Genomic DNA, 24,312 nt, shown 5'->3' with positions numbered 1-24,312 from the left:
ATATCTGCGATGGGGGGTGAGATGGCAACCGTACTTACTGTTATGAACATGAAGGGTGGGGTGGGTAAAACGACGGTTGCTTGTCATCTCGCTGGACTTGCTGCACGCGAGCCGCTCGGGCGAGGTCACGCGTCACGAGTTCTATTGATAGATTACGATCCACAATTTAACGCATCGCAAATGTACTTGGATTCAAAATTATATTTCAAATTAGAAAAAGATTATAAAACAACTCTATCGATATTGATGGATCAGTCCACTGAAGTTGATCCTTTTAGTTTGCAAGATATGGGTTTTTTTCCTCCCCCGAATGTATCGTCTATTGCTCATAACGTTTTTGGTGGTGGTAAAAATGTCCTCGACATTGTTCCATCAACGTTAAATCTTATGTTTGTGGCCTTGGGGCAGCCGGGCCGAAGTTTGCCTCTTATGAAAGAGCGGTTTGCGAGCTTCATTTCGCAGGCTCGGTCGGCTTATGATCTAATAATTTTAGATTGCCATCCTGCTGGGTCAGTTTTTACTCAAACTTCGTTGGGGGTTTCTGATCATGTCCTCATACCCGTCAAGCCGGAGAATTTTGCTGTTCGGGGATTGGGGCTTATGAGGCGGTTTGTGGATGGGCGTGGGCCGATGGAGCCAAAGGTGAAGTCGCATATACTGTTTAATATGACGGGTCCTACTCGATCTTCGGAAGAGAATACTATCCGACTCGATCCAAAATATGGACCTCTATGTTTAAAAAATACGCTTCGAAAAAGGTCTCACTATCAAAAGGCAAATCAAGGAAGAGATTTCGTCTGGGATCGGAGCGTGGCGTACCAACGGGCGGCTATGGACAATCTTAGGCGGGTTGGTACCGAGTTGCTAGGAAGGATTATGTAATGGATGAATCCATAGTTCAAGTAGCGCTATTTCGTGCTTTTGCGAGCGCGATCTTGGATATGAATATTTCGCCTGAAGAGGCGCGCGTTGCGGCGCAGGTCTTGAGGCGGGGGGATGTGAATATCCAACTTGCCGCATTTGTTGATGGCTTGGTTCCGCTGTCGAATAAAGAAATTCAAAAAGGACAGGAGCGTAATAGAAATTATAAAACCCATTCATCAAATGTAAAAATAAAATCAGTTGAATATGATGTTGATTCTTTATTTGATACAGTGAAGAGGCGAAAGATAACAAAGTCTCAGCTTTGGTCTCTTTTTTATCAAGTAAATCGAGAGGTGAGTGATGTTATTGATTACGGCCTGTCGATGAAAGATGGCATTGGCGCATTCAGAAGTATGGCTTCAAAGGATGATTGGGATTTGCTTTCGGATATCATCCAAAGTGGATCAAATGTGGATCCATTCCTGGCTGGCATTACGGGTCGATAAAATATGAAAATATCTGATGCGCTGGCAAACATTGAATGGAAAAAAAAGCGCGGATAAATTCACTGCCGATACCGAATCATTGAATCAGATTGAACGTGGTTGTCGATTGGTGACAATTTGGAATCATGAGCTAAGCTTCCAGTATCATAGGAATCCCGCTCTTCCATTTTTACAGGAAATGAAGGCATCTCTATTTTTTGTGCCTGCCTGTTTTGCTGTGGGTCTTTATAAGCCGGCGGCATCAAGTATGAGGTCTGCAGTTGAGAATGCGCTATATTTCTCGTATTTTTGTGATCATGAAGTAGAACTTAGAACTCTTGTAAGTGATAAATCATTTTATCTTTCTAAAAGTAAAATTATAGACTATCATATTTTGCATACTCCATTTTTCAAATCAAAGCAGGATGTATTTGGCTTATCTTCTGAGTTGGATTCGTGGTATAGTGAAATATCCGCGATAATACATGGTCAAATACCGGGTGTGTGGAGTTCTAAATCTCTTAAAGATACATCCCATGATGATAAATCTCTTAAGTTGGCGCTCCGAGAGTTTTCTCGTGCTATCCAAATAATTAATTATACCTTTTTGCTTACGACGTCTTCTGAGGTCTGGGATGGAATGAGTTCGAGCGCGCGGCAATTTTTGTTGCATGGGATGTCAGCGGCGCGAAAAACGATCCTAAATCGACCAGTGATCTAGCTGCATTTAAATACTAGCCGCATTTAAATATTAGCATGAAATCTTTCGAAGACCCCTGTCACTCCGCCGCCACAGCCTCCAACCCCAACAGCGGCGCAAGATAGCGCCCGGTAAAGCTCCTCGGCTCCTTCACCACCTGCTCCGGCGTGCCTTGTGCGACGACTTCGCCGCCTTTCACGCCGCCCTCGGGGCCCATGTCGATGATATAATCCGCCGTCTTGATGACATCGAGATTATGCTCGATCACCACGACGCTGTTGCCTTGTTCGACCAGGGCGTGGAGGACTTCCAGCAGCTTGCGGACATCCTCGAAATGCAGGCCGGTGGTGGGTTCGTCGAGGATATACAATGTGTTGCCGGTGGCGCGGCGCGACAATTCCTTGGCGAGCTTGACGCGCTGGGCTTCGCCGCCCGACAGGGTGGTGGCCTGCTGGCCGACCTTGATATAGCCAAGGCCCACTTCGGCGAGCATCGCCATCTTGTCGCGGATCGGCGGCACGGCCTTGAAGAACTCCACCGCATCCTCGACCGTCATGTCGAGCACGTCGGCGATGCTCATCCCCTTGAACTTCACCTCCAGCGTCTCGCGATTGTAGCGGGCGCCATGGCAGACGTCGCAGGTGACATAGACGTCGGGGAGGAAGTGCATCTCGATCTTGAGCACGCCGTCGCCCTGGCAGGCTTCGCAGCGGCCGCCCTTGACGTTGAAGGAGAAGCGGCCGGGCTTGTAGCCGCGCGCCTGCGCTTCGGGCAGGCCGGCGAACCAGTCGCGGATATTGGTGAAGGCGCCGGTATAGGTGGCCGGGTTGGAGCGCGGGGTGCGGCCGATCGGCGACTGGTCGATGTCGATCACCTTGTCGCAATGTTCCAGGCCCGTGATCTTGTCATGCGGGCCGGCGACGATGCGGGCACCGTTGAGGGTGCGGGCGCTGGCGGCATAGAGGGTGTCGATGGTGAAGCTGGACTTGCCCGATCCCGAGACGCCGGTGATGCAGGTGAAGGTGCCGAGCGGGATCGACGCGGTGACGCCGGTGAGGTTGTTGGCGCGGGCATTGTGGACGGTGAGCTTCTTGCCCGAGCCCTTGCGGCGCTTGGCGGGCACTTCGATGCGGCGAGTGCCGTTGAGATAGTCCGCGGTCAGGCTGTCCTTGTGCGCCAGCAGTTCGGGCAGGGTGCCCTGCGCGACGATGGTGCCGCCATGGACGCCGGCGCCCGGCCCCATGTCGACAATATAGTCGGCGGCGCGGATCGCATCCTCGTCATGCTCGACGACGATGACGCTGTTGCCGAGGTCGCGCAGGCGCTTGAGGGTGACGAGCAGCCGGTCATTGTCGCGCTGGTGCAGGCCGATCGAGGGTTCGTCGAGGACGTAGAGGACGCCCGAGAGGCCCGAGCCGATCTGGCTGGCGAGGCGGATGCGCTGGCTTTCGCCGCCCGACAGGGTGCCTGATGTGCGGTCGAGGTTCAGATAGTCGAGGCCGACATTGTTGAGGAAGCCGAGGCGCTCGACAATTTCCTTGAGGATGGCGCGGGCGATCTGGTTCTGCTGGTCATTGAGCGCGTCGGGCATAGCGGTGAAGAAGGCGAGCGCGTCCACCACCGAGCGGCGGGTGGAGACGCTAATGTCCTCGCCGGCGATCTTGACCGCGAGCGCCTCGGGCTTGAGGCGGGCGCCGTGGCAGGTCTCGCAGGGCATGGCGGTCTGGTACTTGGACAGTTCCTCGCGCATCCAGGCGCTTTCGGTCTGGAGCAAGCGGCGATTGAGGTTGCCGATTACGCCCTCGAACGGCTTCTTGACCTCGTAGCTCTTCTTGCCGTCGACGAAGCGCAGGGTAACGGGCTTGCCGCCGGTGCCGTGGAGGATGATGAGCTTCACTTCGCCCGGCAGATCGGCCCAGGCGGTGTCGAGGCTGAAGCCGAATTCCTTGGCGAGGGAGCCCAGGACCTGCATATAGTAGGGGCTGGGCGGGTTGGACTTGGCCCAGGGGACGACGGCGCCCTTCTTGAGCGAGAGGGCTTCGTTGGGGACGACCAGTTCGGGGTCGAACTCCTGCCGCTCGCCCAGGCCGTCGCAGGCCGGGCAGGCGCCCATCGGGGCGTTGAAGGAAAAGAGGCGCGGCTCGATCTCGGGAATGGTGAAGCCGCTGACCGGGCAGGCGAATTTCTCGGAAAAGACGATGCGGTTGGCGGGGATGCCGGCATTCTTCATCTTGCCCGCGGATTGCGCTTCGTCCTCGCGGCCGGGGACGACGCCCTCGGCCAGGTCGACAAAGGCGAGGCCGTCGGCGAGCTTGAGCGCCTGCTCGAAACTGTCGGCGAGGCGGGTGGCCATGTCGGCATTGACCGCCAGGCGATCGACCACGACCTCGATGTCATGCTTGTATTTCTTGTCGAGGGCGGGGGCATCCTCGATCAGATACAACTCGCCGTCGATGCGGACGCGGGTGTAGCCCGCCTTCTGCCACTCGGCCAGTTCCTTGCGATATTCGCCCTTGCGGCCGCGCACGACCGGGGCGAGCAGGTAGAAACGGGTGCCTTCGGGCAGGAGCATGACGCGGTCGACCATCTGGCTGACGGTCTGGGCGCTGATCGGCTCGCCGGTGGCGGGCGAATAGGGGATGCCGACGCGCGCCCAGAGCAGGCGCATATAGTCGTAAATCTCGGTGACGGTCGCGACCGTGGAGCGCGGGTTGCGGCTGGTGGTCTTCTGCTCGATCGAGATGGCGGGGCTGAGGCCCTCGATATGCTCGACATCGGGCTTCTGCATCATCTCCAGGAACTGGCGCGCATAGGCGGAGAGCGACTCCACATAGCGACGCTGCCCCTCGGCATAGATGGTGTCGAAGGCGAGGCTGGACTTGCCCGAGCCGGACAGGCCGGTGATGACGATCAGGCTGTCGCGGGGCAGATCGACGTCCACGCCCTTGAGATTATGCTCGCGCGCGCCGCGCACCGAAATATGGGTCAGACTCATGGGGGCGTTGTTCCAGATTTGTTCCGTGGGGGCAAGGGGCGTTGCCCGGTCGGGAGGCAAGATAGGAAGGGGGAGCGGCCAGGGGAAGATGGCGGGGCGTGGACGATGGCGCGCTGCACCGGCCGGAGGGCGTTTCTGGTTCGGCTGCGGGAGCGTCTCGGCCTGTCTCGGGGTTTCCATGGATGGCAGCGGCTATGGGATCGCACGTAGAAACGGGGCATGACCTATTGGCGGCTCCATTGGCATGCGGGCGTCCTGAGCGTGGCGGGCAGCGTCGCGGGCATGACATTGGCGACGACCGGGGCCATGGCCCAGAGCGAGACGCCGGCGGGGCGGATCATCTTCCTGGGCTGGACCGAGGGCAAGGACCATTCGGTGTGGCTGTCCGGCGTCGATCCGGGCGAGTTTTTCGTCGTCTTTCCCGAGACCGGGGAGCGGGTGGACAGTTGGACCCAGCCCGATACCGGCCTGCACCTGACGGTATCGCCCATCGTGCGGGAAAATGGCGGCACCCATAATCTGTTCGCCCATATTCGCACCGAATATGCGGAATATGACAATTTCGTCGATTCGGCCGACCAGCATCCGGGCGGCATCAATTTTCCCGACCACTGGAACCGGCCCGACCCGGAACTGCCCGATCTGATCACGCCGGAATTGCGGCCAAACCCGGATACGGTGACGCCGGGGCTGCGCCCCTTGCCGGATACGGTAACGCCGGGGTTGCGCCCCAATCCGGATTTGATCACGCCCGGCCTGCGGCCCTTGCCCGAGACCGTGACGCCGGAACTGCGGCCGAACCCCGACACGGTAACGCCGGGACTGCGCCCTGATCCGGATACGGTGACGCCGGAGTTGCGACCGAACCCCGACACGGTAACGCCGGGACTGCGCCCTGATCCGGATACGGTGACGCCGGAATTGCATCCTGATCCCGAAATCGTGACGCCCGAATTGCGGCCGGTGCCCGTTCCCATCACGCCGGAGGCGCGGCCGGATCCCGACACAGTGACGCCGGAAGTCCGCCCGGACCCTGATACACCGACACCCGAATTGCGACCTGACCCCGATACGGTGACGCCGGGGCTGCGTCCTGATCCGGACACGGTGACGCCGGGACTGCGTCCTGATCCGGATACAGTGACGCCGGGCTTACGGCCTGATCCCGATACGGTAACACCAGGTCTGCGGCCCGATCCGGACACGGTGACGCCGGGACTGCGTCCTGATCCGGACACGGTGACGCCGGGTTTGCGGCCTGATCCGGACACGGTGACGCCGGGTTTGCGACCTGATCCTGATACGGTGACGCCGGGCTTGCGGCCTGATCCTGATACAGTGACGCCAGGTCTGCGTCCTGGTCCGGGAACGGTGACGCCAGGGTTGCAGCCCGACCCGGACACGGTGACGCCGGGCTTGCGACCTGATCCGGATACGGTGACGCCGGGCCTACGCCCTGATCCGGATACGGTGACGCCGGGTCTGCGGCCTGACCCGGATACGGTGACGCCGGGTTTGCGGCCTGATCCCGATACGGTGACGCCGGGCTTGCGGCCTGATCCTGATACGGTGACGCCGGGACTGCGGCCCGATCCCGATACGGTGACACCGGGACTGCGGCCCGATCCCGATACGGTGACGCCGGGGCTGCGTCCTGATCCCGATACGGTGACGCCGGGTCTGCGTCCTGATCCGGATACGGTGACGCCGGGCTTGCGTCCTGATCCTGACACGGTGACACCGGGACTGCGGCCTGATCCTGATACGGTGACGCCGGGCTTGCGTCCTGATCCGGACACGGTGACGCCGGGCTTGCGGCCTGATCCTGATACGGTGACGCCGGGGCTGCGTCCTGATCCTGACACTGTGACGCCGGGCCTGCGACCCGATCCGGATACGGTGACGCCGGGGCTGCGTCCTGATCCTGACACTGTGACGCCGGGCCTGCGTCCTGATCCCGATACGGTGACGCCGGGCTTGCGACCTGACCCGGATACGGTGACACCGGGACTGCGGCCCGATCCGGACGTGGGCGGGCCGACCGTGCGGCCGTTGCAGCGGCCGCGCCCCGAGACGCTGCCGCCGATCGCGCCGACCGGTGTCGCGCCGGGCCGCGATGAGCGGCGCCCGATGCTGATGACCGCCGATGAAGTCTGCCGGGCCGGGCGTGAAGGCCGGCTGCGGGGCGATCCGCAACTGGTCGAGAAGGCCTGCCGGATTGCGGCCAATGCCCGCCGGCGCTGGACCGCCTGGGGGGAATGGAGCTATTCGACGCTGAAGGATGACCGTTCCGGCGCCCGGACCAGGGGCAGCGCGAACCAGTATAATATTGGCCTGGATCGCTGGATCGACAAGCGCACCGTTGCCGGCCTGGCCATCCAGTTCGGCAATTCGGATTATAAATCCTTCAATGGCGGCATGCGCCAGCAGGCCGATTCTATCACGGTGAAGCCATACATGGTGCATCGGATGGCAAATTCGGACGTGGTGCTGGATGCCAGCATCGGCTTCAATTTCGGCGAATATGAACAGCATGTGTTGATGCTGTCGGGCAAGCATGACAGCTTCACCCTGTCGGGCACGGTCGGGATGAGCGCGCAGCGCCCGATCGGCAGCTTCCTGCTGCGGCCCCGCCTGTCGTGGAGCTATGCCAGCATCTGGCACGACAATTATGTACTGCAGGGGCAGGTGGGCAATATCGACCTGCGCGTGCTGCAGGGCGATGCGCGCTATGATTATGGCGCAGTGGCGACGTCGCTGGAGATCAGCCGGCCGTTCCGATCGGATGATATGGTCATCACCCCCTATGTCGAGGGTGGCGTCGATTTCGCCTATCTGCGTCCCAATGGCGGCCGTATCCTGGGGCCTGACCTGCGCCTGATCGCGACCACGCCGGCGGTGGGATCGGTCCGGTTCGGCACGCGCATCCAGTTGCGCGGCAATGTCGCGCTGATCGGATCGGGCGAATATTACGGGATCGGATCGAGCGGCCTGTCGAGCTGGCAGTGGCGGGGGAATCTGTCCTTCCGCTTCTAGCGCGGCGGGACGGGGCGAGCGGGTCGCAGGCGAGGGGGCGGACGAGCTGTCGCGTCGCTGATGGCGCGTATCGGCGCAAAAACACTGGTCAAGCCTGTTCGGGTGCGGCACAGGCGACGGGCATGACGTTGCCCGATCCTTCCACCTTCATTGCCGAGGGCGCTTCCGCCGCGGTCTATCGGCTGGACGGGGGGCGGGTGCTCAAACTATTCCATGAGGGCGTCGACGCCGGGATCATCGCCCGCGAACATGCGACGGCAGGCGATCCAGGCGACCGGCCTGCCGGTGCCGCGCGTGTTCGGGCGCGCGGAGGTGGGCGGGCGGCAGGGCATCATCTATAGCGAGATAGAGGGGCCGAACCTGCTCCATCATATCGTCCGCCATCCCCATCGGATCGGCTGGGCGATGGGCGCGATGGCGGCGTTGCAGCGGGCCATTCATGCGCATGACCTGCCCGAACTGCGCAGCCGCAAGGCGATATTGGCCGAGGATATCGAGATGGCGCCGATCGGCGATCGGCTGCGCGCGGCGGCGATCGACCGGCTGGACCAGTTGATCGAGGGTGACCGGCTGTCCCATGGCGACCTGCATCCGGCCAATCTGATCGTCAGCGGCGACGGGCTGGCGGTGATCGACTGGTCGAAGGCGGCGCGATCGGCCCCGGCGGCCGATGTGGTGCGCAGCGAGATGCTGATGCGGTTCGGGCCGGGGCAGTCGGCCGGGAGGCTGGAGGGCATGCTGCGCGATGCGACGACGGCCTATTATGTCGGGCGCTATCGCAAGCTGGCGGGGATGGAGCCGGAAGCGCTCAACGCCTGGCGGGCGCTGGTGGGGCTGGCCTGGTTGCGGCACCGTCTGCCGGGACGGGATGCCGCCTTTGCTGCCTATCTGGCCGACGCGCTGGCGCGCGCCGGATTGCCGCCGCTGGAAGGCTGATGTCGTTGGTGGATGGCGGTGGGCGGTTCGTCCGCGTCCGATGCCGCCCGGCGGATGCTGTGCCCCGGTTATCGAAGCGGCGTGCGCAGCATCGGTCCTGTCGCTATTCTGACATGGAAACAGGCCAGAGAGCAGCGCGTTAAGCGACGGTTCACGGCCGATGGTGCCGTGTTGACGGTAACAGTTGAGACAAGATCTGGAGTGCCCGACAGCATCCGGATACGCCCCCGGCATTCCCTTGCGCCGGGGGCGTTTTCATGTCCGCTTTCCTTCAATCTCCGTAATTTCCTCTAGGGAATAGGCTGTCGTTTCGCGGACGAATGGCATTCGTCCGGTCGTTCGTCCTCGCCTGTCCGCTCTTGGTCGATGGATCGGTCGTTGGCCGATGACGAGGGTTGCCGGTCGAAGCGGACGAGCGGCGAGACGGCCGGGCGCGTACACAGGATGGGCGAACGGGATATGGCGCAACGCCCCCACAAGACCCCCGCCGAACCGTTCGCATCCGGCGCGCCGGACGCCCCCTGACGACGCAGGCCGGATGCCATGACAGTTTTGAGGAGACACGCCATGTTCGCCACCGCCAAGATCATCACTGCCCTGAGTGCCGCCGCCGCCCTGCTGGCCGGTTCCGGCATCGCTTCGGCCGAGGAGTTCACCTCCAACGGCCGCACCACCGAGGTCCGCTTCGGTGACCTGGACCTCACGCGCCACGCCGACCAGCAGGAATTGCGCACCCGCATCTCCCGTGCGGCCAGCCGGGTCTGCTTCAGCACCGACATCAACACCATGAGCGCGTGCCGCGCGGCGGCGATCGCCCAGGTCGAGGCGCCGATCGCGACCGCCATCGCCCGCGCCCAGACCAACGAACGCTATGCCGATGCGAAGGATGCCCGGCCGGTGGTCGGCAACTGACCATCCGCATCCCGCCAAGGGAGGGAGAGGGCCTGGCGCGAGCCGGGCCCTTTTCGCGTTCGGATAACCGGCGCGTCCGCCCCGGCCATTCTCGGTATTTCCCCCGATGGCGGACCTCCGGATTTGCGACGATCAGAAGGGACAGGCTCAAGGGGATAATGGTCATGCGCGCGCGTCTTCCCGGCACTTCGCCCGTCATCATGGCAACGCTGTTGGCCGGGGGGCTGTGCGCGCCCGATGTCTGGGCGCAGAGCACAGAATCGCTCTACGAACCGATCGGCCATCATAGCGGTGGCGACGTGCATGCGGTGGACGAGACGCCCCATTATATCATTCCCGATTTCGCGCCCGCCAAACCGGCCGACCCGAACAAGGAACAGCCCTTCTTCAAGATCCGTCTCAGCCTGTCGCTGATCGGCGACTGGACCGATTTCAGCCAGGATGCGGTCAATGAAAGCCAGATCGGCCGGCAGGAGGACGAGTTTCAGGTGCGATCGGCGCGGCTCAGCCTGATCGGATCGGTCGGCGGCGATTATCGGGTGAGCTATCAGGTCAGCGGCGAATATAAGGGGTTCGACACCAACCCCGAGCAGAAATGGAAGCTGACCGACGCGTCGCTGACCTTTCCGCTGGGCAGCCGCACCAAGATGACGGTGGGCAAGACCAAGGAGACATTCTCGTACGAAATGGTCGGGGATTCGGCGAACCTGCCGCATAGCGAGCGCGTGCTGACGCCCTTTTTCACGTCGCGCAATTTCGGCGTCCGCTTCGTCCAGGTGCTGGGCGCGAACAAGGCGGCGACCTTTTCGGCGGGTGCCTACAAGGATAGCTGGGATTTCGGCAGCTCGACCGACCGTGGCTGGGACTATTCGGCGCGCATGACCGGGCTGATCTGGGACCGGCCGGATCATAATGAATTCCTGCATGTCGGCATGGCCTATCGCCATGCGGCGGCGGACGGCACGATCCGCTACAGCGGCCGGGCGGAAACCAATGTCGGCGACGTCGCGATCGACACCGGGAAATTCGCGGCGCAGAGCAGCGACGGCTTTGCCGGCGAGGCGCTGCTGAATGTCGGGCCGGTCTCGTTCCTGGGCGAATATATATTGAACCGGACCAATTCGCGCGAATTTCGCGACCCGGTCTTCCATGGCTGGTATGTCACCGGCAGCTGGATATTGACCGGCGAAACCCGGCCCTACGATCGCAATGTCGGCTATGCCCGGCGCGTCATACCCAAGGGCCGCTGGGGCGCGCCGGAACTGGTGGCGCGCTATTCGGAAATGGACCTGGACGATAATGGCATCGAGGGTGGCCGTTTCAAGAAGACGATGCTGGGGCTCAACTGGTGGGCGACGACGCGCTGGAAATTCGGCGCGACCTGGGGCCACACCTGGCTCGACCGGTTCGGCGAGCGCGGCGAGAGCGACACGGTGCTGACCCGCATCCAGTGGATCTATTGAGCGGGTAGCGGGCGCCTGTTTTGGAAAATGCGCGGAAGGGCGCATTTTCAGTTCGGCACCGGCCCGCACCCCCACCCGACCGCCCAGACATTCTATCCTGATGGGTGGTCGGCTGGGGGTGCGGACCCAAGGCCTCTCAGCGCCCGGTCATGGCCCGCGCATTGGCGAGATAGGTGCGGCCGATGCGGATTTCATTGCCGTCGGCCAGCGCCGCGAACCAGACGCCGCTGCCATCGTGACGCAGCCGCGCGATATGCGGGCGGCGGACGATGTGCGATCGATGCAGGCGGACGAACGCCTGCGGATCGAGCCGTTCCTCCAGCGAACTGATGGTCTGATGCAGCAAATAGCTATGGGCGCCGACATGGAGGCGCATATAGTCGCGCTCCGCCTCGATCCGGTCGATCTGGTCGGCGGCGATGCGGACCAGTTCGGAGCGGTGCGGCACCCAGAATTCCTCGGCCCATTCGGGCGCGGGTTCGGCCGGGGCGAGGGGGGCGTCCTCCTCGCCGTCGCGGCTGCGCAGCGCCTGTTCGACCCGGTCGACCGCGCGGGTCAGGCGGTCATGGGCGACGGGTTTCAGCAGATAATCGACCGCGGCAAGATCGAACGCCTCGACCGCGAAGCTTTCGAAGGCGGTGACGAAGATGATCGCCGGGCGGATGCCCATCTGGCTGATCGCGCGGGCGACGCCGATGCCGTCGAGCAGCGGCATGGCGATGTCGAGCAGCAGCAGGTCGGGCTTGAGGGCCTCGACCAGGCGCAGCGCCGCTTCGCCATCATTGGCGGTGCCGACGAGCGCGATGCGCGGTTCGCGCGCACACAGCATCTGCAATCGCTCGACCGCGAGCGGCTCATCATCGACGATCATGGTGCGGATGGACATGGGCGTCAGCACCCCCGGCGGTTGAGCGGAAGGAAGAGATTGACGGCAAAGCCGCCATCGGCCTGCGGACCATAGTCGATCCGGCCCTGATCGCCAAAGCGGGCGGACAGGCGATCGCGTACATTGGCAAGGCCGATGCCACTGCCGCCATCGCCGGCGCTGGGCGGCTTGTCGCCATTGTCGGCGACGGTGAGGTGCAGCAGGCCATGCTCCTCGCGCGCGCGGATGGTGATGGCCACTGGGCTGGAGGTGCGCGAGACGCCATATTTGATCGCATTTTCGACCAAGGGCTGGAGGATGAGGCCCGGCACGCAGGCGGTCAGCAGGTCGGCGGGAATGTCGATCCGGGTGGCCAGTCGGTCGGGGAAACGCACCGCCTCGATATCCAGATAGAGTTTCTGGAGATGGACTTCCTCTTCCAACTGCACGTCATCGAGCGGATCGCCGGTGAGGCTGGTGCGGTAGAAATTGGAGAGCGACATGATCATCTGTTCGGCCTCGTCGCGCCGGTCCTTCATCACGAGGGACGAGAGCGAGTTCAGCGTGTTGAACAGGAAATGCGGGTTCACCTGATAACGCAGCGAGCGCAGTTCGGCCTGTTGCGCGGCGCGTTCCAGCCGCGCGGCGCGGCGTTCGGTGCGATGCGCCTCGCTGGCATAGGAGAGGCCGAGATAGAGGCCGGCCCAGGCGGACAGGAAGAAATAGCGGCTGACGGCGTCATCGACGATATAGATCAGCGCATGGGACTGGGCCTCATATTTCTGCTGGTCCATGTCGGGAAACATGCCCATCGGGTCATAGATGTTGAAGACATAATAGTTGGCGACCGCCATCGCGAGCGCGAAGGGCGCGGCGAGCGAGAAGGCGGCGACGATGCGGACCGTCAGCGGCTTGGCATCGAACCGGCGTATCGCCAGATAGAGAATCCAGGTCACGATGATGCCGATCAATGTCACCACGGCGCGGCGGGCGGCCATTTCGCCCTGATAGTCGAAGCCCACCACCAGCGCCCGCACGCTGATGAGGATCGCGTAGAAGAACCAGAAGCCGATGATGGAGTAGAGGGCGGCGGTCGGCGAAACGCCGCGCGGCCCCTCTTCGGTGGGAAGTGTCATGGATGATATCTACGCCAGCTTGGCGACGGTGTCGCCCCCTGCGCGCGATGCTGGTCGAAGCGGCTTGGCGGTTGGTCGAAGCGGCGGCGCGGGGAACCGGTGCTGGCTCCTGTCGGTTGATCCGGCAGGAGAAAAGGAGACGCGCAGATGAGCGATACCAGGCGCGAGAGCGAGAAGAAGCTGGACGAGGCGCTGGAAGACAGCATGGACGCGTCGGACCCGCCCGCGACCAGCCGGCCGGACGATGACGGCGAGCCGGTGCCGTCTTCGGGGTTTCCCGAAAAGCCCCGGCCCGAAAAGCCCGAGCGCTGACCGATAGCGGACCGCGAAAATCCATGTTATTCCAGTCGGGCAAGCGCGGCCCCGACCGCCATCAGGCGGCAGGCCGGCTTCCCCGCGCGAGAGGAGCAGACGACGATGCCGACTTCCACCACCCCCGCGATCGAACGCATTGCCCGCGTGCTGGCCGGGCGCCAGCTCAGCCTGAATGGCGGCGGCCAGGATCCCCATGCGGCGGGCGCGGTGGATGCGGCCTGGCCCGACCATGTCGACGATGCCTATGCGATATTGCACACGCTGCGCGAACCCGATGCCGACATGGCGCGGGCCGGCGACGTGGCGGTGTGGCGCAGCATGATCGGCGCGGTACTGGAGCGGCGCCCGGCTTGAGCAGGGGCGTCGCTGAGGCGAAATATTAACCCGGTCGTGGCAGGGAGCGCGCAGGAGACTGCGCCATGTACCACATCGAATTTCGCCATGATCTGAACCTGCTGGACATCAAATGGTCCAAGCTGTTCACCGCGGAGGAAGTCGCGGCCTATGCCCGCGAGTGCAAGGCCCGCTTCCTGGCCGAGGGGTTCAAGCCGGACTATCTGCTGCGCATGGACATGAGCGCCAGCAGCGCCCAGCCACAGGAGGCGGTCGCGTCCTTCCGCGCTAATCTGGGCGATTTCCCCAAGGCGCGGCGGATCGCCATCATCACCGGCAGCGCAATCACCCGGTTGCAGGTGAAGCGCGAAATGACGCAGCCCTATCTGCGGATATTCGATGATGCGACGGCCGGCCTCGCCTGGTTGCTGGAAGCCGAAGCGGTTGAAGCGCAGGTATAATCCTCCGTCCGTCGCATTTCACAAAAATATCATGTTGCACTGCAAAACGAAATCTGGTCCCTTGTGACAATCGGTGGGACAGGTGCCCGTTAAGCCTTTGCTAACCATGTGAGGCGCATGTTCTGCTGATCGACTTCAAGTCGGAGGGCATGAGCAATGGGCACGAGTGCAAGACCGGCGGACGGGGCCATTACCCTGGCGGAATTGCGGGAATTCGCCAGTTTCCCGTCGGCCACGCAAAGATATATTCGCAGATCGCTGGACATCGGGCTGCATCGCCGCGACGCGATGAAGCTATGGTCGCGCGACATGGTCGAGGAAGCCAGCATCCGCGCCCAGGCGCGCATCTATGGCCGGCTGGACGAGATCAAGGCGCATGTCCCCGACGATAGCGGGCTGGACCAGGTGGAGCCGTTCATGGCGCCGCTGGTGACGGTGTCGGCCTTCGACTTGGGGCAGGACCGGCTGGTGAGCTTCTCGGCCTATCGCTTCCTCTATGAGCGGCTGCTGGGGGCGGGGGCGAGGCCCTGGCTGCCGGGCGCCTTCTGCGCGGCGGCGAGCCTGCCGCATTTGCATCCCGAAAAGCGCCGGCTGCTGTTGCAGTCGATCAGCGAGGCGGCGGCCACGGCGGTCGGCTGGTCCAACCGCGAGCCGACCTTCTACCCCGAATGGGTCGAGAAGGTGGACCTGTCCAAGGCCAACTGAACTGGCCTGATCCTGCCGGCGCCCCTGGGGAGGGCGCGGGCGGGATGGCGGCTTGGTTGCTGGTCTGGCAGCGGCGTGCGACCTGTCCTTCTGCCGCCTCTTCCCCTGCAACTGCTCGTTTGTAGAGCCTGAGGCAGGCGCTCAGAATGAATTTGGTCGAGAAACGGCCGGCGCGTTTTCTCGTTTCTCGACAGGCTCGCACCGAACGGATGTGGGAGCGTGCGGGTTTAGGGCCTCAATCCACCGGGCCGTGGAATTCGGCTTCGACTATGCCCAGGTGCCAGCCGGGTGGCACCGCGTCGGCGCCGGTGTCGCCGGCCTGGCGGGCGCTGGCCAGTTCCACCACCTTGCCGAAGGCGTCCTTGTCCTGCACCGGGCCGGTCTGGCGGATGCGCAGCGTCTGGCCGGTCGTGGCGGGGAAGCGCAGCGTGGTATAGCCAAGCTGCCGTTCGGTCTCGCCGCGCCAGACGCTCTTGCCGTCGATCGTCAGTTCGAGCGGATAGGCGCGCGAGCGCCAGCCGACCAGCTTCAGGTCGATTTCGCTGAGGCGCACCGGCGTGGCGAAGCGATATTCGATCCAGCCATTGTCGGGCTTGCCGTCGCTCGCCCAGCGGGTGAGTTCATTGTCGTCGACGGTGGCACCGGCATCGGCCTGTCCGGACCCGGCGCGGATGTCCTGCGCAACGAAGGTTGCGCGATGCTGCGTGAAGCTGGGGGGGGCGGGCGTCGGGCCGCGCACCACGCTGCCGGGCTGGAAGGCGTCGGCGAAGTCGGTGGACAGGCCGCCCTTGGCGGCGGCGGGCAGCTTGGTCGCGATCGACAGGCTGGCCGTTTTCAGGCCCGGCGCGGTTGCGGTGAGCGATACCGTGCCCGCCTTGGTGCCCGCGCGGATCAGGACGCGGTTGACGCCGCCCTCCAGTGGGAGGTCGGGGGAGAGGATATAATTATCCTCCTCGCGCGCGGTGCCGGCATAGGAGGTGGTGCCGTCCGCGCCATGCGCCTTGGTCACCACCGCTTCGCCCTCGGTCTGGCCGGCGCGGACCTTGCCCTGGCTGTCGCCCTGAGCGATGCCGCCGCGCCAGAGCGCCGGCCCGTGGAGATCGAAATGGACCTTGCTGGCGTCGACCGGCACGCGGCGACCTTGGGCATCGACGGCCTCGACATCGACCAGTGCGATGTCGGCGCCGTCCATGACGAAGCCGCGCGGCGAGACATGCGGGGTGAGTTTGAGCGCGACCGCCGGGCCGGTGGTGGAGAGGCTATATTCCGACGTCTTGCCATCGGCGTGGGTGGCGACGGCGCGCAGCGTGCCGGGCGCGAAGGCGATAGCCTTCCAGCTGAAGAGGAAGGTATCGCTGCGCTGTCCCTTGCCGAGCGAGCGGCCGTTGAGGAACAACTCGACGTTATCCCCATTGGACACGACGCTCATGTCCTTGACCGTGCCGGGTGCGTAGTTCCAGTGGCCGATAATGTGGGTGGCGGGGGTGACGCTGTCGACCCAGTCGTTCCACATCACCTGATGCGCGAAAAAGCCCTGCTTGGGGATGCGCACGGCGTCGACCTCGCCGGAGCGGCGATAATTATTGTCGCCGCGATAATGGGTGTTGCTGTCCGACCAGATGATGTTGACGCCGCCCGAGCTGACGCGGGTGCCGGTGCCCGGCCGCATTACATAATAGTCGTTCCAGCGCTTCACATCCTCGATGGCATGGCTGTCCTGGTTGCGATTATAGGCGGGCGCATCCTTGTGGAAGGGCGGGGTGAAATTATCCTGATAGGCGCGGGCGGCTTCGTCGCGGCTATATTCCATCGACCACATCGGATGCTTCGCGCTCTTGTTGATATACATCATCTCGCCGCCATATTCGGCGATGCGGCTGTCCAGCATCTCGCGCGATCCGATGGCGCGGCCGCCATGGGGATCGTAGAGGTCGCGGATCGCCTTCATCTCCGCCATATGCGCTTCGCTGATATTCTCGTTCCCGCTTTCGTAGAAGAGGATCGAGGGATTGTTGCGGTTGTAGATGATCGCGTCGCGCATCACCTCCTTGCGCTGGTCCCAGCGGCGGCCGGTGACGTCGCTTTCGGCATCGCCCGCCGGCATCGCCTGCATCAGGCCGACGCGGTCGGCGGATTCGATGTCCTGCTTTGACGGGGTGACGTGCATCCAGCGGACCAGATTGCCGCCGCTCTCCACCATCAGCGCGTTGGAAAAGTCGCTGATCCAGGGCGGGATGGAGGTGCCGACAGCGGGCCATTCGTTGGAGGTGCGCTGGGCATAACCATGGACCATGATGGTGCGGCCATTGAGGTCGACCTTGCCATTGCCGAAGCGGGTCTGGCGGAAGCCGGTCCTGGTGTCGACGCTGTCGATGACCTTGCCAGCATTTTTTGGCCCCTTGTCGATCAGGCTGGTCGTCACGGTGTAGAGATAGCCATAGCCCCAGCTCCAATAATGGAGGTCGGCGACCGGCGCGGCGGCGGCGAGGGTGGCGGTCTGGCCGGGCGCGATCGAGGTGGCGGCGCTGTCGAAGCGGGCGATGCGGCGGCCGGCGGGATCGCGCACTTCGACGCGGAGCGACAAGGCGCGGGCGGCGGCGCTGTCGTTGCGGACCTGGCTTTCGGCATGGATATTGGCGCGACGGCCGGCGATGTCGAAGCCGTCGGCCCAGACATATTGGCCGGTCGTGCCGAGCGTCGAATAGAGCGGCAGCGTCTGATAGACTTGGCCCGTCAGGTGGAGCCGGACATTCTTGGTAATGCCGCCATAATTGACGTTGAAATTGTCATTGTTCCACTGGAAGCCGCTGCCGGTGGCGCGTTCCTTATATTTCCAGTCATTGTCGACGCGCACGGCGATGACATTGTCACCGGGCTTGAGTGCGGCGGTAATGTCGGCGCCGAAGGCCATGACGCCATGTTCGGACAGCGCCACCGAGCGGCCATTGACCCAGATTTCGGCGGCCTGACGCACGCCCTCAAATTCCAGGAAGGCCCTGCCGCGCGCCGCATCGGCGGGGAGGGTGATGTGCTTGCGATACCAGATGATGCCGGTGGACAGCGCCTTGATATCGCGGGCGAAGGCCTGCGTCTCGTTGAAGGCATTGGGCAGGGTGACGCTCTGCCAGCCCTTGTCGTCAAAGCCGGGCTGCTGTGCGCCGGCCTGATCGCCGGTGGTCATCCGCCAGCCGGGATTGAGATTATAGCTCTGGCGCGGCGAGGCGGTGACGGTGGAGGCGTCATGGGCGGCGGCGGGGAGAGCGGGCAGGAGCGGCGCCAGCGCCAGCAGGGCCAGGCCACCCCGCAACTGACGCACCCGCGCGCCGACAGCCGATTTTCGCTTCATGCCCTTGCCCTCTCCGAATATTGGTCAGGCCACTTTGGGCGATGCCAGGCGAGGGGTCAATAGATATCCCTAAAAATGGATGTGTGATCCATATATTGGTCAGTCAGGTGGGTGGCGCATGGGGCGCCACCCACCCGATCGAGGGTCAGCGTTCGCCCTGCTTGCCGGCGCCCAGATAGAAGCTGGTGTGCGGCGGCTGGTTATAGGCGGTGTTCTGCCAGGCGACGCCGAGGCGATAGACCGGATCCTGCATCAGCGTGACGAAGCGGTGCGTGGTCGGATAGGGGGTGGTGTAGATGCGCAACTCGCGATTGTCGGCGCTGCGCCACACTACTTCCTCGCGCCAGTCGCCGATCAGGTCGGCCTGGAGCGCCGGGGTCGCCTTGGTGCCGTTGTTGGACGACAGGCCCTCGGGCGAGAGCAGGGGGATTTCCTTGCCATTTTCCCAGTCCCATTTGGAAATGGTCGTCTTGTCGAGCAGTTCGCGCAGCAGGTCGCCGTCCCACCAGATGGCGAAGTTCATCTGGCGCGGGCGCGGGCCGATCGGCTTGCCGGCGACGTCGAACAGTTCGGCCGAACTGGAATTCCAGAACTCGGCGCCCCAGTGGCGCGGATCGATATCGGCGGCGACGCCGCGACCGGTGTCCTTTTCGGCCGGGGTGGACCAGAGCATCTGGCCGGTGCGCGCGTCGAGCAGGGCGGAGCCGATCATGCCATTCTGGCGCTGATCCTCGAACACGCCGAATTTTTCGAGGCCGGGACGGGCGGGGTCGAGATCGCTGACATGCATGGTGTCGCCGTGGAAGAGCGGCTGGGTCCACAGTCCCTTGCCATCGTCATCGACCGCCATAGATCCATAGATCACCTCGTCGCGGCCGTCGCCATCGACATCGGCGACCGAAAGCTGGTGGTTGCCGCGTCCGGCATAGTCGGCCTTGCCCGGCTGACTGCTGTCGAACAGCCAGCGCTGGGTCAGCTTGCCGTCGCGCCAGTCCCAGGCGGCGATCGCGGTGCGGGCATAATAGCCGCGGCCAAAGACCATCGAGGGCAGATGGCCGTCGAGATAGGCGACACCGGCTAGGAACCGGTCGGACCGGTTGGCATAGCCATCGCCCCAGCTTTCGGTCAGTTGCGCGGTTGTGGGATTGCCGCCGGGATAGCGCGGCGGATCATAGGGGGCGGTGGCCTGTGCCTTGCCGGTGAGGCCGTCGAAGACGGTCAGATATTCCGGTCCCTTGACGATGCGGCCCTGCATCGGCGCGACCTTGGTGCCATCGGGCAGTATCTTGGCGCCGGTGCGGTCGCGCTGCGGCACTTCGCCATCATGGCCGCGCCAGTCGGCCTTGGCGTCGCCGATCACCGTGCCGGTGCCGTCGACCGTACCGTCGGCGGTCTTCATCGCCACTTCGGCGCGACCGTCGCCGTCGAAGTCGAAGGCGAGGAACTGGGTATAATGGGCGCCGGCGCGGATGTTGCGGCCGAGGTCGATGCGCCACAGCCGCGTGCCGTCGAGCCGATAGGCGTCGAGCAGGACCGGCCCGCTATAGCCGGCCTGGCTGTTGTCATGGCTGTTGGTCGGATCCCATTTCAGGATGATCTCGTAGCGACCGTCGCCGTCCAGATCAGCCGCGCTCGCATCATTGGCGGTGTAGCTGAACGACTCGCCGGCGGGGGTGACGCCGTCGGCGGGGGGCGTGAGCGGGATGGAAAGATAGGATTTGTCCCACATCATGGCGGGGGAGGGCGCGCTCTTGTCGCCGATCCGCTGCACCGCATAGCGGCTGCTCGCGCTGCCCTTCTTGTCGACGAAGGCGGTGGCTTCGCCGACGCGGCTGTCATGGATCGGCTTGCCGTCGCGCAGCAGGCGGAAACGAATGGTGGCGGGATCATCGGCCAGTAGACGCCATGTAATGAGCATGCCGCCGCCCTGCGCTGGTAGCGCTACCGCGCTGCGATCAAGTCGTTCGGCCGCTATCCGGGCGGTGGGGCCAGTTGCCAATGCCTTGGTCGAAGTCGCCAGCGCGAGCGCCATGGTAAAGGCCCGAATAGTGGTGCGCATTTGCATCAATCTCCCCTCCGGATCACTACTGATCCAAATATTAGAATTGCATCCCACATATAGGTTCAGTAACTCTCCGTCTAGAAACTGATTCGACGACCGTGGGGAAACGGAGTCGGTCATGGGGTGTTCTGGGAGAGAGGGGATCGGCTATGCGCGAGCATACCACTGAAAGCGTGCAACATTTTTCCAACATCGCGATGGTTCGCCGGACGCTGAAGGGCGCTTCCGCCCTCGCCATGGCCGGCGTCATGCTGGTGTCGGCTTCGGCTATTGCTCAGACAAATGACGAAGGCGAAAAGAAGCAGGGCGCCGCTTCGGCCGCCGATATCGTTGTCGTCGGTACCCGCGCCTCGCTCCAGTCGGCCATCAACCGTAAGAAGATCGCCAACACCGTCGTCGACTCGATCGTCGCCGACGATATCGCCAGCTTCCCCGACAAGAATATCGGTGACTCGCTCGCCCGCATCACCGGCGTCCAGTTGAGCCGCGACTTTGGCGAAGGCACGCAGATCTCGATCCGCGGCGTCGAGCCCGACCTCAACCGCGTCGAGATCAACGGCGTCAGCCAGGTCAGCGCCACCGGCACCCGCGCTGGCGACTTCCGCGAAATCGCAGCCGAACTGGTCAAGTCGATCGACGTCTACAAGGGCTATGCCGTCGACCTGACCGAAGGCGGCATTGGCGGCACCGTGCGCGTCGAAACGCGCAAGCCGCTGGAACTGAAGGATCCGCTCTTTTCGCTGACGGCGGCGGGGCAGAATCAGGAACTGACCGAAACCTGGAAGCCGCGCCTGACCTTCTTTGCCGGCGCGCCCAAATTCCTGATCGATGGCCTGGGTATCCTGGTCAACGCCACCTATAGCGACGTCGACACGCGCCAGGATTATATCAGCAATACCAACTGGTCGCGCCTCGCTGATTTCGATCATTCGACCGAAAAGACGGTCGCCGATCCGCTCTATGCCAATTACAACACATATGAGAGCTGCGCCGGCGTCGGCGGCACCTCGACGGCCAACGCGACCGCACGCCGACTGGCCTGCGAAACCCAGTTCTTCGACTGGGCGCCGACCGTGCCGCGCTATCGCCAGTGGGTCCGCAACGACAAGCGCATTTCGGGCGATGTGACGCTGCAATATCAGGTTGCGCCCAATTTCCGGGCCTATGCCAATGCGCAGATCAACCTGCGCAACCAGCGTCTGCAGGACACCAATTATTCGATCGACCTGGGTCGTATCGAGCGCTTCAATCTCGATCCCGCTCTGGCGGCCGGCACCAATGGCGGTACGTCGCGCCCGCGCGTGCAACTGGGCACGTCGACGGTGAATGAAAATCATGTCGTCACCAGCCTGACCACGGCGGTCAATGCGGTGAATGTCGGCACGGCTGCGGCTCCCAACTGGAATGGCGCGGCCAATATCGTGGGCGTCCAGCGCCGCGACTTCAGCTATGACCAGAACAGCAAATATTTCTCGGGTGGCTTCACCTGGGACGTGGGCAGCCGGCTGAAGATCGACGCGATGGGGTCGCATGCGACCGCGCATACCGAGCAGGAAACCAACCTGATCTCGATCGGCACCAGCGTTGCTGGCATCAGCATCGACCGCAGCAATGATCAGGGGGTGCCGGTCTTCACCTTCCCGTCAAGCTTCGATCCGGCGGATCCCAACGTCTATACCGATTATTCCCGTGTGGGTGCCAATGGCCAGCCGCTGCCCGTTTATGGGCCGGCGCTGCAATATCGTCCGGGCCAACTGAACAACACCGAAGACCAGCTGAAGTTCGATGCGGATTGGGAAATCGACCATCCGATCGTCAGCAAGATCGAGTTCGGTGGACAGTGGCGCCGGCAAAAGTTCCTCAACTATGCTGGCGGCGGCTCGCGCCTGCTCGATCCTACGACGATGACCTATCAGTCGAGCGCCAACGTGTCCTACACGACCAATATCGTCGAGAACCCGACGCAGACCCGCAACGGCAATACCTGGTACATGACCCCCGCCCAATATCAGGCGATGGTGAGCGCGCTGGGTGGCGTTACCGGCGGCGCACCGCTCTTTTCGGGCCTGAAGGGCGCGCCTTCGGGCATCCCGAGCGCGATCGCCTTCCCGAATTTCGATGCCAGCGTGCTGTCGAAATTCTATGATCTGTCGGGCTTCGACCAGGATCTGGTGCTGGAGGCCAATGGCCTGCCGCAGATTCCGAGCGCGCGCATCGACGAGAAAATCTATGCCGGCTATGTCATGGCCGATATTGATACCGAGATTTTCGGTATGCGCCTTACCGGCAATGCAGGCCTGCGCTGGACCCATACCAAGGATACCGGCGTCGGTACGAACATCAGCCGCGTGACGCGGGTCAATGCGACCGGCGGCACCGAGACGGTGACGATTGCTGCGCAGGAAGCCCTGATTTCCAACAGCTACACGGATTTCTTGCCGGCGTTCAACGCGAACCTGGAATTGACCCGCGACCTGTTCCTGCGCGCCAACTGGGCCAAGAATCTGGCTCGGCCCAAGCCGGCCGATCTGGTGCCGAACATCAACTGTCTGGATGACCAGACCCTCATCGGAACCGATGATGTCTGCACCGCCGGCAACCCGGACCTTAAGCCCTATCGCGCCGACCAGTGGGAAGCCAACCTGGCCTGGTATCCCAATGCCGACACGATGCTGAGCCTTGGCTATTACAAGAAATATGAGTCGAGCTTCGTCATTCCCAACGTGACGCGCAGCGGCGTCGACCTGTTCCATGATGGCACCAGCTATACCGTGCGTCAGCCGGTCAACGGCTATGGCGCGCTGCTCGACGGTATCGAGGCGAGCGCCCAGACCGCCTTCACCTTCCTGCCCAAGCCGTTCGACGGGTTCGGTGCCAGCGGCAACTTCACCTATGCCCGCGCCATCCGCACCAATCTGACCAACAGCGCGACCGGTGCGGAGCTGAAGGAATATCCCGGCCTTTCCAAATATACTTACAATGCCAGCTTCTTCTACGACAAGGACTGGCTGAACTTCCGGGTGAGCTACAATTATCGGTCCAAGTGGCTGGATACGGTGATCAGCGCGACCAATGGCAACAACCCGCTCTATCGCAAGGGCGAAGGCTATCTGGACGGCAAGATCACGCTGCGCTTCCCGGAATATCATTTCAGCGTCTTCCTGGAGGGGCAGAACCTCAACAAGGAATATTCCAAGGTCTATATCAACAAGGATATGCCGGTGGATCTCTATTATCCTGGCCGTCGTTTCTTCGTCGGTATCCAGGGCAAGTTCTGATCCCATCTCCCTTTTGGGTAAAGGCAAAGACGCGGTTCCGGGCATGTTCCGGGGCCGCGTTTTCTTTTGCGGGTGGGCGCAATGAGGGATGGTCAGGGCATGGGAAAGGTGACGCGCCCGCTTTTCGAAAACCGCGGTGTGCGCCCCGGATATTGGCAGCGGGCGCGTCGCCCGCTCGATATCATCCGGGCGCGTCCTGTCCTGTCGTTTGTCGGCACGACAGTTGTGCGCCGTGCGCAGAAATGGCGTGGATGCGCGCGCTCGATCGGCAAGGTTGCGCCGGGATCGGTTTCTATCGCGATGTCTGGGGTGGTGAGTCCAGCTGGGTTCGAACCAGCGACCTACTGATTAAAAGTCAGTGCAATATCCAATCATTTCAATGCCTGTTCCGCTATATACACGATCTGTTCACGGACGCTA

17 protein-coding genes are annotated in these 24,312 nt (G+C 62.8%); 12 read left to right on the top strand and 5 right to left on the bottom strand.

Annotated elements, in window-relative coordinates; all coding sequences use genetic code 11:
- The first annotated feature begins 21 nt into the window (after positions 1-21).
- Genes AC0KVN_RS08075 through AC0KVN_RS08065 form a run of 3 tightly spaced genes read left to right on the top strand, consistent with a single transcriptional unit; the run spans position 22 to position 2,070 of the window.
- Positions 22-882, top strand: a complete 861-nt coding sequence (locus AC0KVN_RS08075) for a ParA family protein (RefSeq protein WP_435568536.1) — start codon at positions 22-24, stop codon at positions 880-882.
- Complete coding sequence (locus AC0KVN_RS08070; RefSeq protein ID WP_435568535.1) at positions 882-1,370, top strand: hypothetical protein; 489 nt, start codon at positions 882-884, stop codon at positions 1,368-1,370. Before AC0KVN_RS08075 ends, AC0KVN_RS08070 begins: the two co-directional genes overlap by 1 nt.
- Positions 1,371-1,386: 16 nt before the next feature.
- Positions 1,387-2,070: a hypothetical protein gene (locus AC0KVN_RS08065; protein WP_483656052.1), complete on the top strand. Its 684-nt coding sequence runs from the start codon at positions 1,387-1,389 to the stop codon at positions 2,068-2,070.
- A gap of 58 nt (positions 2,071-2,128) precedes the next feature.
- Here the strand turns inward: AC0KVN_RS08065 and uvrA are convergent, their stop codons facing one another.
- Complete coding sequence (uvrA, locus tag AC0KVN_RS08060; protein WP_037521785.1) at positions 2,129-5,044, bottom strand: excinuclease ABC subunit UvrA; 2,916 nt, start codon at positions 5,042-5,044, stop codon at positions 2,129-2,131.
- 219 nt (positions 5,045-5,263) lie between these two features.
- Between uvrA and AC0KVN_RS08055 the strand changes: the two genes are divergently transcribed.
- From AC0KVN_RS08055 to AC0KVN_RS08040, 4 genes are all read left to right on the top strand, one after another.
- Positions 5,264-8,080 (top strand): autotransporter domain-containing protein, encoded by a 2,817-nt coding sequence (locus tag AC0KVN_RS08055; protein WP_483656051.1) that lies wholly within the window; start codon positions 5,264-5,266, stop codon positions 8,078-8,080.
- Positions 8,081-8,329: 249 nt separating this feature from the next.
- Positions 8,330-9,016 (top strand): phosphotransferase family protein, encoded by a 687-nt coding sequence (locus AC0KVN_RS08050; RefSeq protein WP_435568532.1) that lies wholly within the window; start codon positions 8,330-8,332, stop codon positions 9,014-9,016.
- A 567-nt stretch (positions 9,017-9,583) separates the two neighbouring features.
- Entirely contained in the window at positions 9,584-9,928 is a 345-nt protein-coding gene (locus AC0KVN_RS08045) for a UrcA family protein (protein ID WP_004207717.1), read from the top strand.
- Positions 9,929-10,092: 164 nt separating this feature from the next.
- Positions 10,093-11,391 carry an OprO/OprP family phosphate-selective porin gene (locus tag AC0KVN_RS08040; protein ID WP_435568531.1) on the top strand — a complete coding sequence of 433 codons (1,299 nt, stop codon included), beginning with the start codon at positions 10,093-10,095 and terminating at the stop codon, positions 11,389-11,391.
- Between the two features lie 136 nt (positions 11,392-11,527).
- On the opposite strand, the gene AC0KVN_RS08035 is transcribed toward AC0KVN_RS08040, so the two are convergent.
- Together AC0KVN_RS08035 and AC0KVN_RS08030 are read right to left on the bottom strand one after the other, a co-directional pair.
- Positions 11,528-12,277 carry a LytR/AlgR family response regulator transcription factor gene (locus AC0KVN_RS08035; RefSeq protein ID WP_097385690.1) on the bottom strand — a complete coding sequence of 250 codons (750 nt, stop codon included), beginning with the start codon at positions 12,275-12,277 and terminating at the stop codon, positions 11,528-11,530.
- Positions 12,278-12,282: 5 nt separating this feature from the next.
- On the bottom strand, positions 12,283-13,392 hold the full coding sequence (locus tag AC0KVN_RS08030; protein WP_435568530.1) for a sensor histidine kinase: 1,110 nt from the start codon (positions 13,390-13,392) through the stop codon (positions 12,283-12,285).
- 147 nt (positions 13,393-13,539) lie between these two features.
- On the opposite strand from AC0KVN_RS08030, the gene AC0KVN_RS08025 reads away from it, so the two are divergent.
- The 4 genes from AC0KVN_RS08025 to AC0KVN_RS08010 all read left to right on the top strand — a co-directional run bounded on the left by AC0KVN_RS08025 (position 13,540) and on the right by AC0KVN_RS08010 (position 15,206).
- A complete protein-coding gene (locus AC0KVN_RS08025) occupies positions 13,540-13,704 on the top strand; it encodes a hypothetical protein (protein ID WP_017503402.1) in 165 nt (54 codons plus the stop codon).
- A 105-nt stretch (positions 13,705-13,809) separates the two neighbouring features.
- On the top strand, positions 13,810-14,061 hold the full coding sequence (locus tag AC0KVN_RS08020) for a hypothetical protein (RefSeq protein ID WP_017503401.1): 252 nt from the start codon (positions 13,810-13,812) through the stop codon (positions 14,059-14,061).
- 65 nt (positions 14,062-14,126) lie between these two features.
- Positions 14,127-14,501: an STAS/SEC14 domain-containing protein gene (locus AC0KVN_RS08015; protein ID WP_483656050.1), complete on the top strand. Its 375-nt coding sequence runs from the start codon at positions 14,127-14,129 to the stop codon at positions 14,499-14,501.
- A gap of 156 nt (positions 14,502-14,657) precedes the next feature.
- Positions 14,658-15,206, top strand: coding sequence for a hypothetical protein (locus AC0KVN_RS08010; RefSeq protein WP_435568529.1), 549 nt, complete (start codon positions 14,658-14,660; stop codon positions 15,204-15,206).
- A gap of 235 nt (positions 15,207-15,441) precedes the next feature.
- On the opposite strand, the gene AC0KVN_RS08005 is transcribed toward AC0KVN_RS08010, so the two are convergent.
- Together AC0KVN_RS08005 and AC0KVN_RS08000 are read right to left on the bottom strand one after the other, a co-directional pair.
- Positions 15,442-18,552, bottom strand: a complete 3,111-nt coding sequence (locus AC0KVN_RS08005) for a DUF4982 domain-containing protein (protein WP_435568528.1) — start codon at positions 18,550-18,552, stop codon at positions 15,442-15,444.
- Between the two features lie 145 nt (positions 18,553-18,697).
- The gene (locus tag AC0KVN_RS08000; RefSeq protein ID WP_483656049.1) at positions 18,698-20,611 is read right to left on the bottom strand and encodes a rhamnogalacturonan lyase; all 1,914 of its coding nucleotides are present in this window, start codon (positions 20,609-20,611) and stop codon (positions 18,698-18,700) included.
- Between the two features lie 152 nt (positions 20,612-20,763).
- Between AC0KVN_RS08000 and AC0KVN_RS07995 the strand changes: the two genes are divergently transcribed.
- Positions 20,764-23,892, top strand: a complete 3,129-nt coding sequence (locus AC0KVN_RS07995; protein WP_435568526.1) for a TonB-dependent receptor — start codon at positions 20,764-20,766, stop codon at positions 23,890-23,892.
- The last annotated feature ends 420 nt before the right edge of the window (positions 23,893-24,312 follow it).

It is taken from the genome of Sphingobium sp. SG1, assembly GCF_057063145.1.
Note: the sequence above shows the minus strand (reverse complement) of the source record. Positions and strands in the feature narration are given on the sequence as shown.

Excerpts from the sequence above, each read along its gene's own strand:
- AC0KVN_RS08055 (WP_483656051.1), top strand. The coding sequence starts at position 5,264 with ATGACCTATTGGCGGCTCCATTGGCATGCGGGCGTCCTGAGCGTGGCG.
- AC0KVN_RS08045 (WP_004207717.1), top strand. The coding sequence starts at position 9,584 with ATGTTCGCCACCGCCAAGATCATCACTGCCCTGAGTGCCGCCGCCGCC.
- AC0KVN_RS08005 (WP_435568528.1), bottom strand. The coding sequence starts at position 18,552 with ATGAAGCGAAAATCGGCTGTCGGCGCGCGGGTGCGTCAGTTGCGGGGT.
- AC0KVN_RS08015 (WP_483656050.1), top strand. The coding sequence starts at position 14,127 with ATGTACCACATCGAATTTCGCCATGATCTGAACCTGCTGGACATCAAA.
- AC0KVN_RS08065 (WP_483656052.1), top strand. The coding sequence starts at position 1,387 with ATGCGCTGGCAAACATTGAATGGAAAAAAAAGCGCGGATAAATTCACT.
- AC0KVN_RS08030 (WP_435568530.1), bottom strand. The coding sequence starts at position 13,392 with ATGACACTTCCCACCGAAGAGGGGCCGCGCGGCGTTTCGCCGACCGCC.
- AC0KVN_RS08000 (WP_483656049.1), bottom strand. The coding sequence starts at position 20,611 with ATGCGCACCACTATTCGGGCCTTTACCATGGCGCTCGCGCTGGCGACT.
- uvrA (WP_037521785.1), bottom strand. The coding sequence starts at position 5,044 with ATGAGTCTGACCCATATTTCGGTGCGCGGCGCGCGCGAGCATAATCTC.
- AC0KVN_RS08070 (WP_435568535.1), top strand. The coding sequence starts at position 882 with ATGGATGAATCCATAGTTCAAGTAGCGCTATTTCGTGCTTTTGCGAGC.
- AC0KVN_RS08050 (WP_435568532.1), top strand. The coding sequence starts at position 8,330 with ATGCGACGGCAGGCGATCCAGGCGACCGGCCTGCCGGTGCCGCGCGTG.
- AC0KVN_RS08010 (WP_435568529.1), top strand. The coding sequence starts at position 14,658 with ATGGGCACGAGTGCAAGACCGGCGGACGGGGCCATTACCCTGGCGGAA.
- AC0KVN_RS07995 (WP_435568526.1), top strand. The coding sequence starts at position 20,764 with ATGCGCGAGCATACCACTGAAAGCGTGCAACATTTTTCCAACATCGCG.
- AC0KVN_RS08040 (WP_435568531.1), top strand. The coding sequence starts at position 10,093 with ATGCGCGCGCGTCTTCCCGGCACTTCGCCCGTCATCATGGCAACGCTG.
- AC0KVN_RS08035 (WP_097385690.1), bottom strand. The coding sequence starts at position 12,277 with ATGTCCATCCGCACCATGATCGTCGATGATGAGCCGCTCGCGGTCGAG.
- AC0KVN_RS08020 (WP_017503401.1), top strand. The coding sequence starts at position 13,810 with ATGCCGACTTCCACCACCCCCGCGATCGAACGCATTGCCCGCGTGCTG.
- AC0KVN_RS08075 (WP_435568536.1), top strand. The coding sequence starts at position 22 with ATGGCAACCGTACTTACTGTTATGAACATGAAGGGTGGGGTGGGTAAA.
- AC0KVN_RS08025 (WP_017503402.1), top strand. The coding sequence starts at position 13,540 with ATGAGCGATACCAGGCGCGAGAGCGAGAAGAAGCTGGACGAGGCGCTG.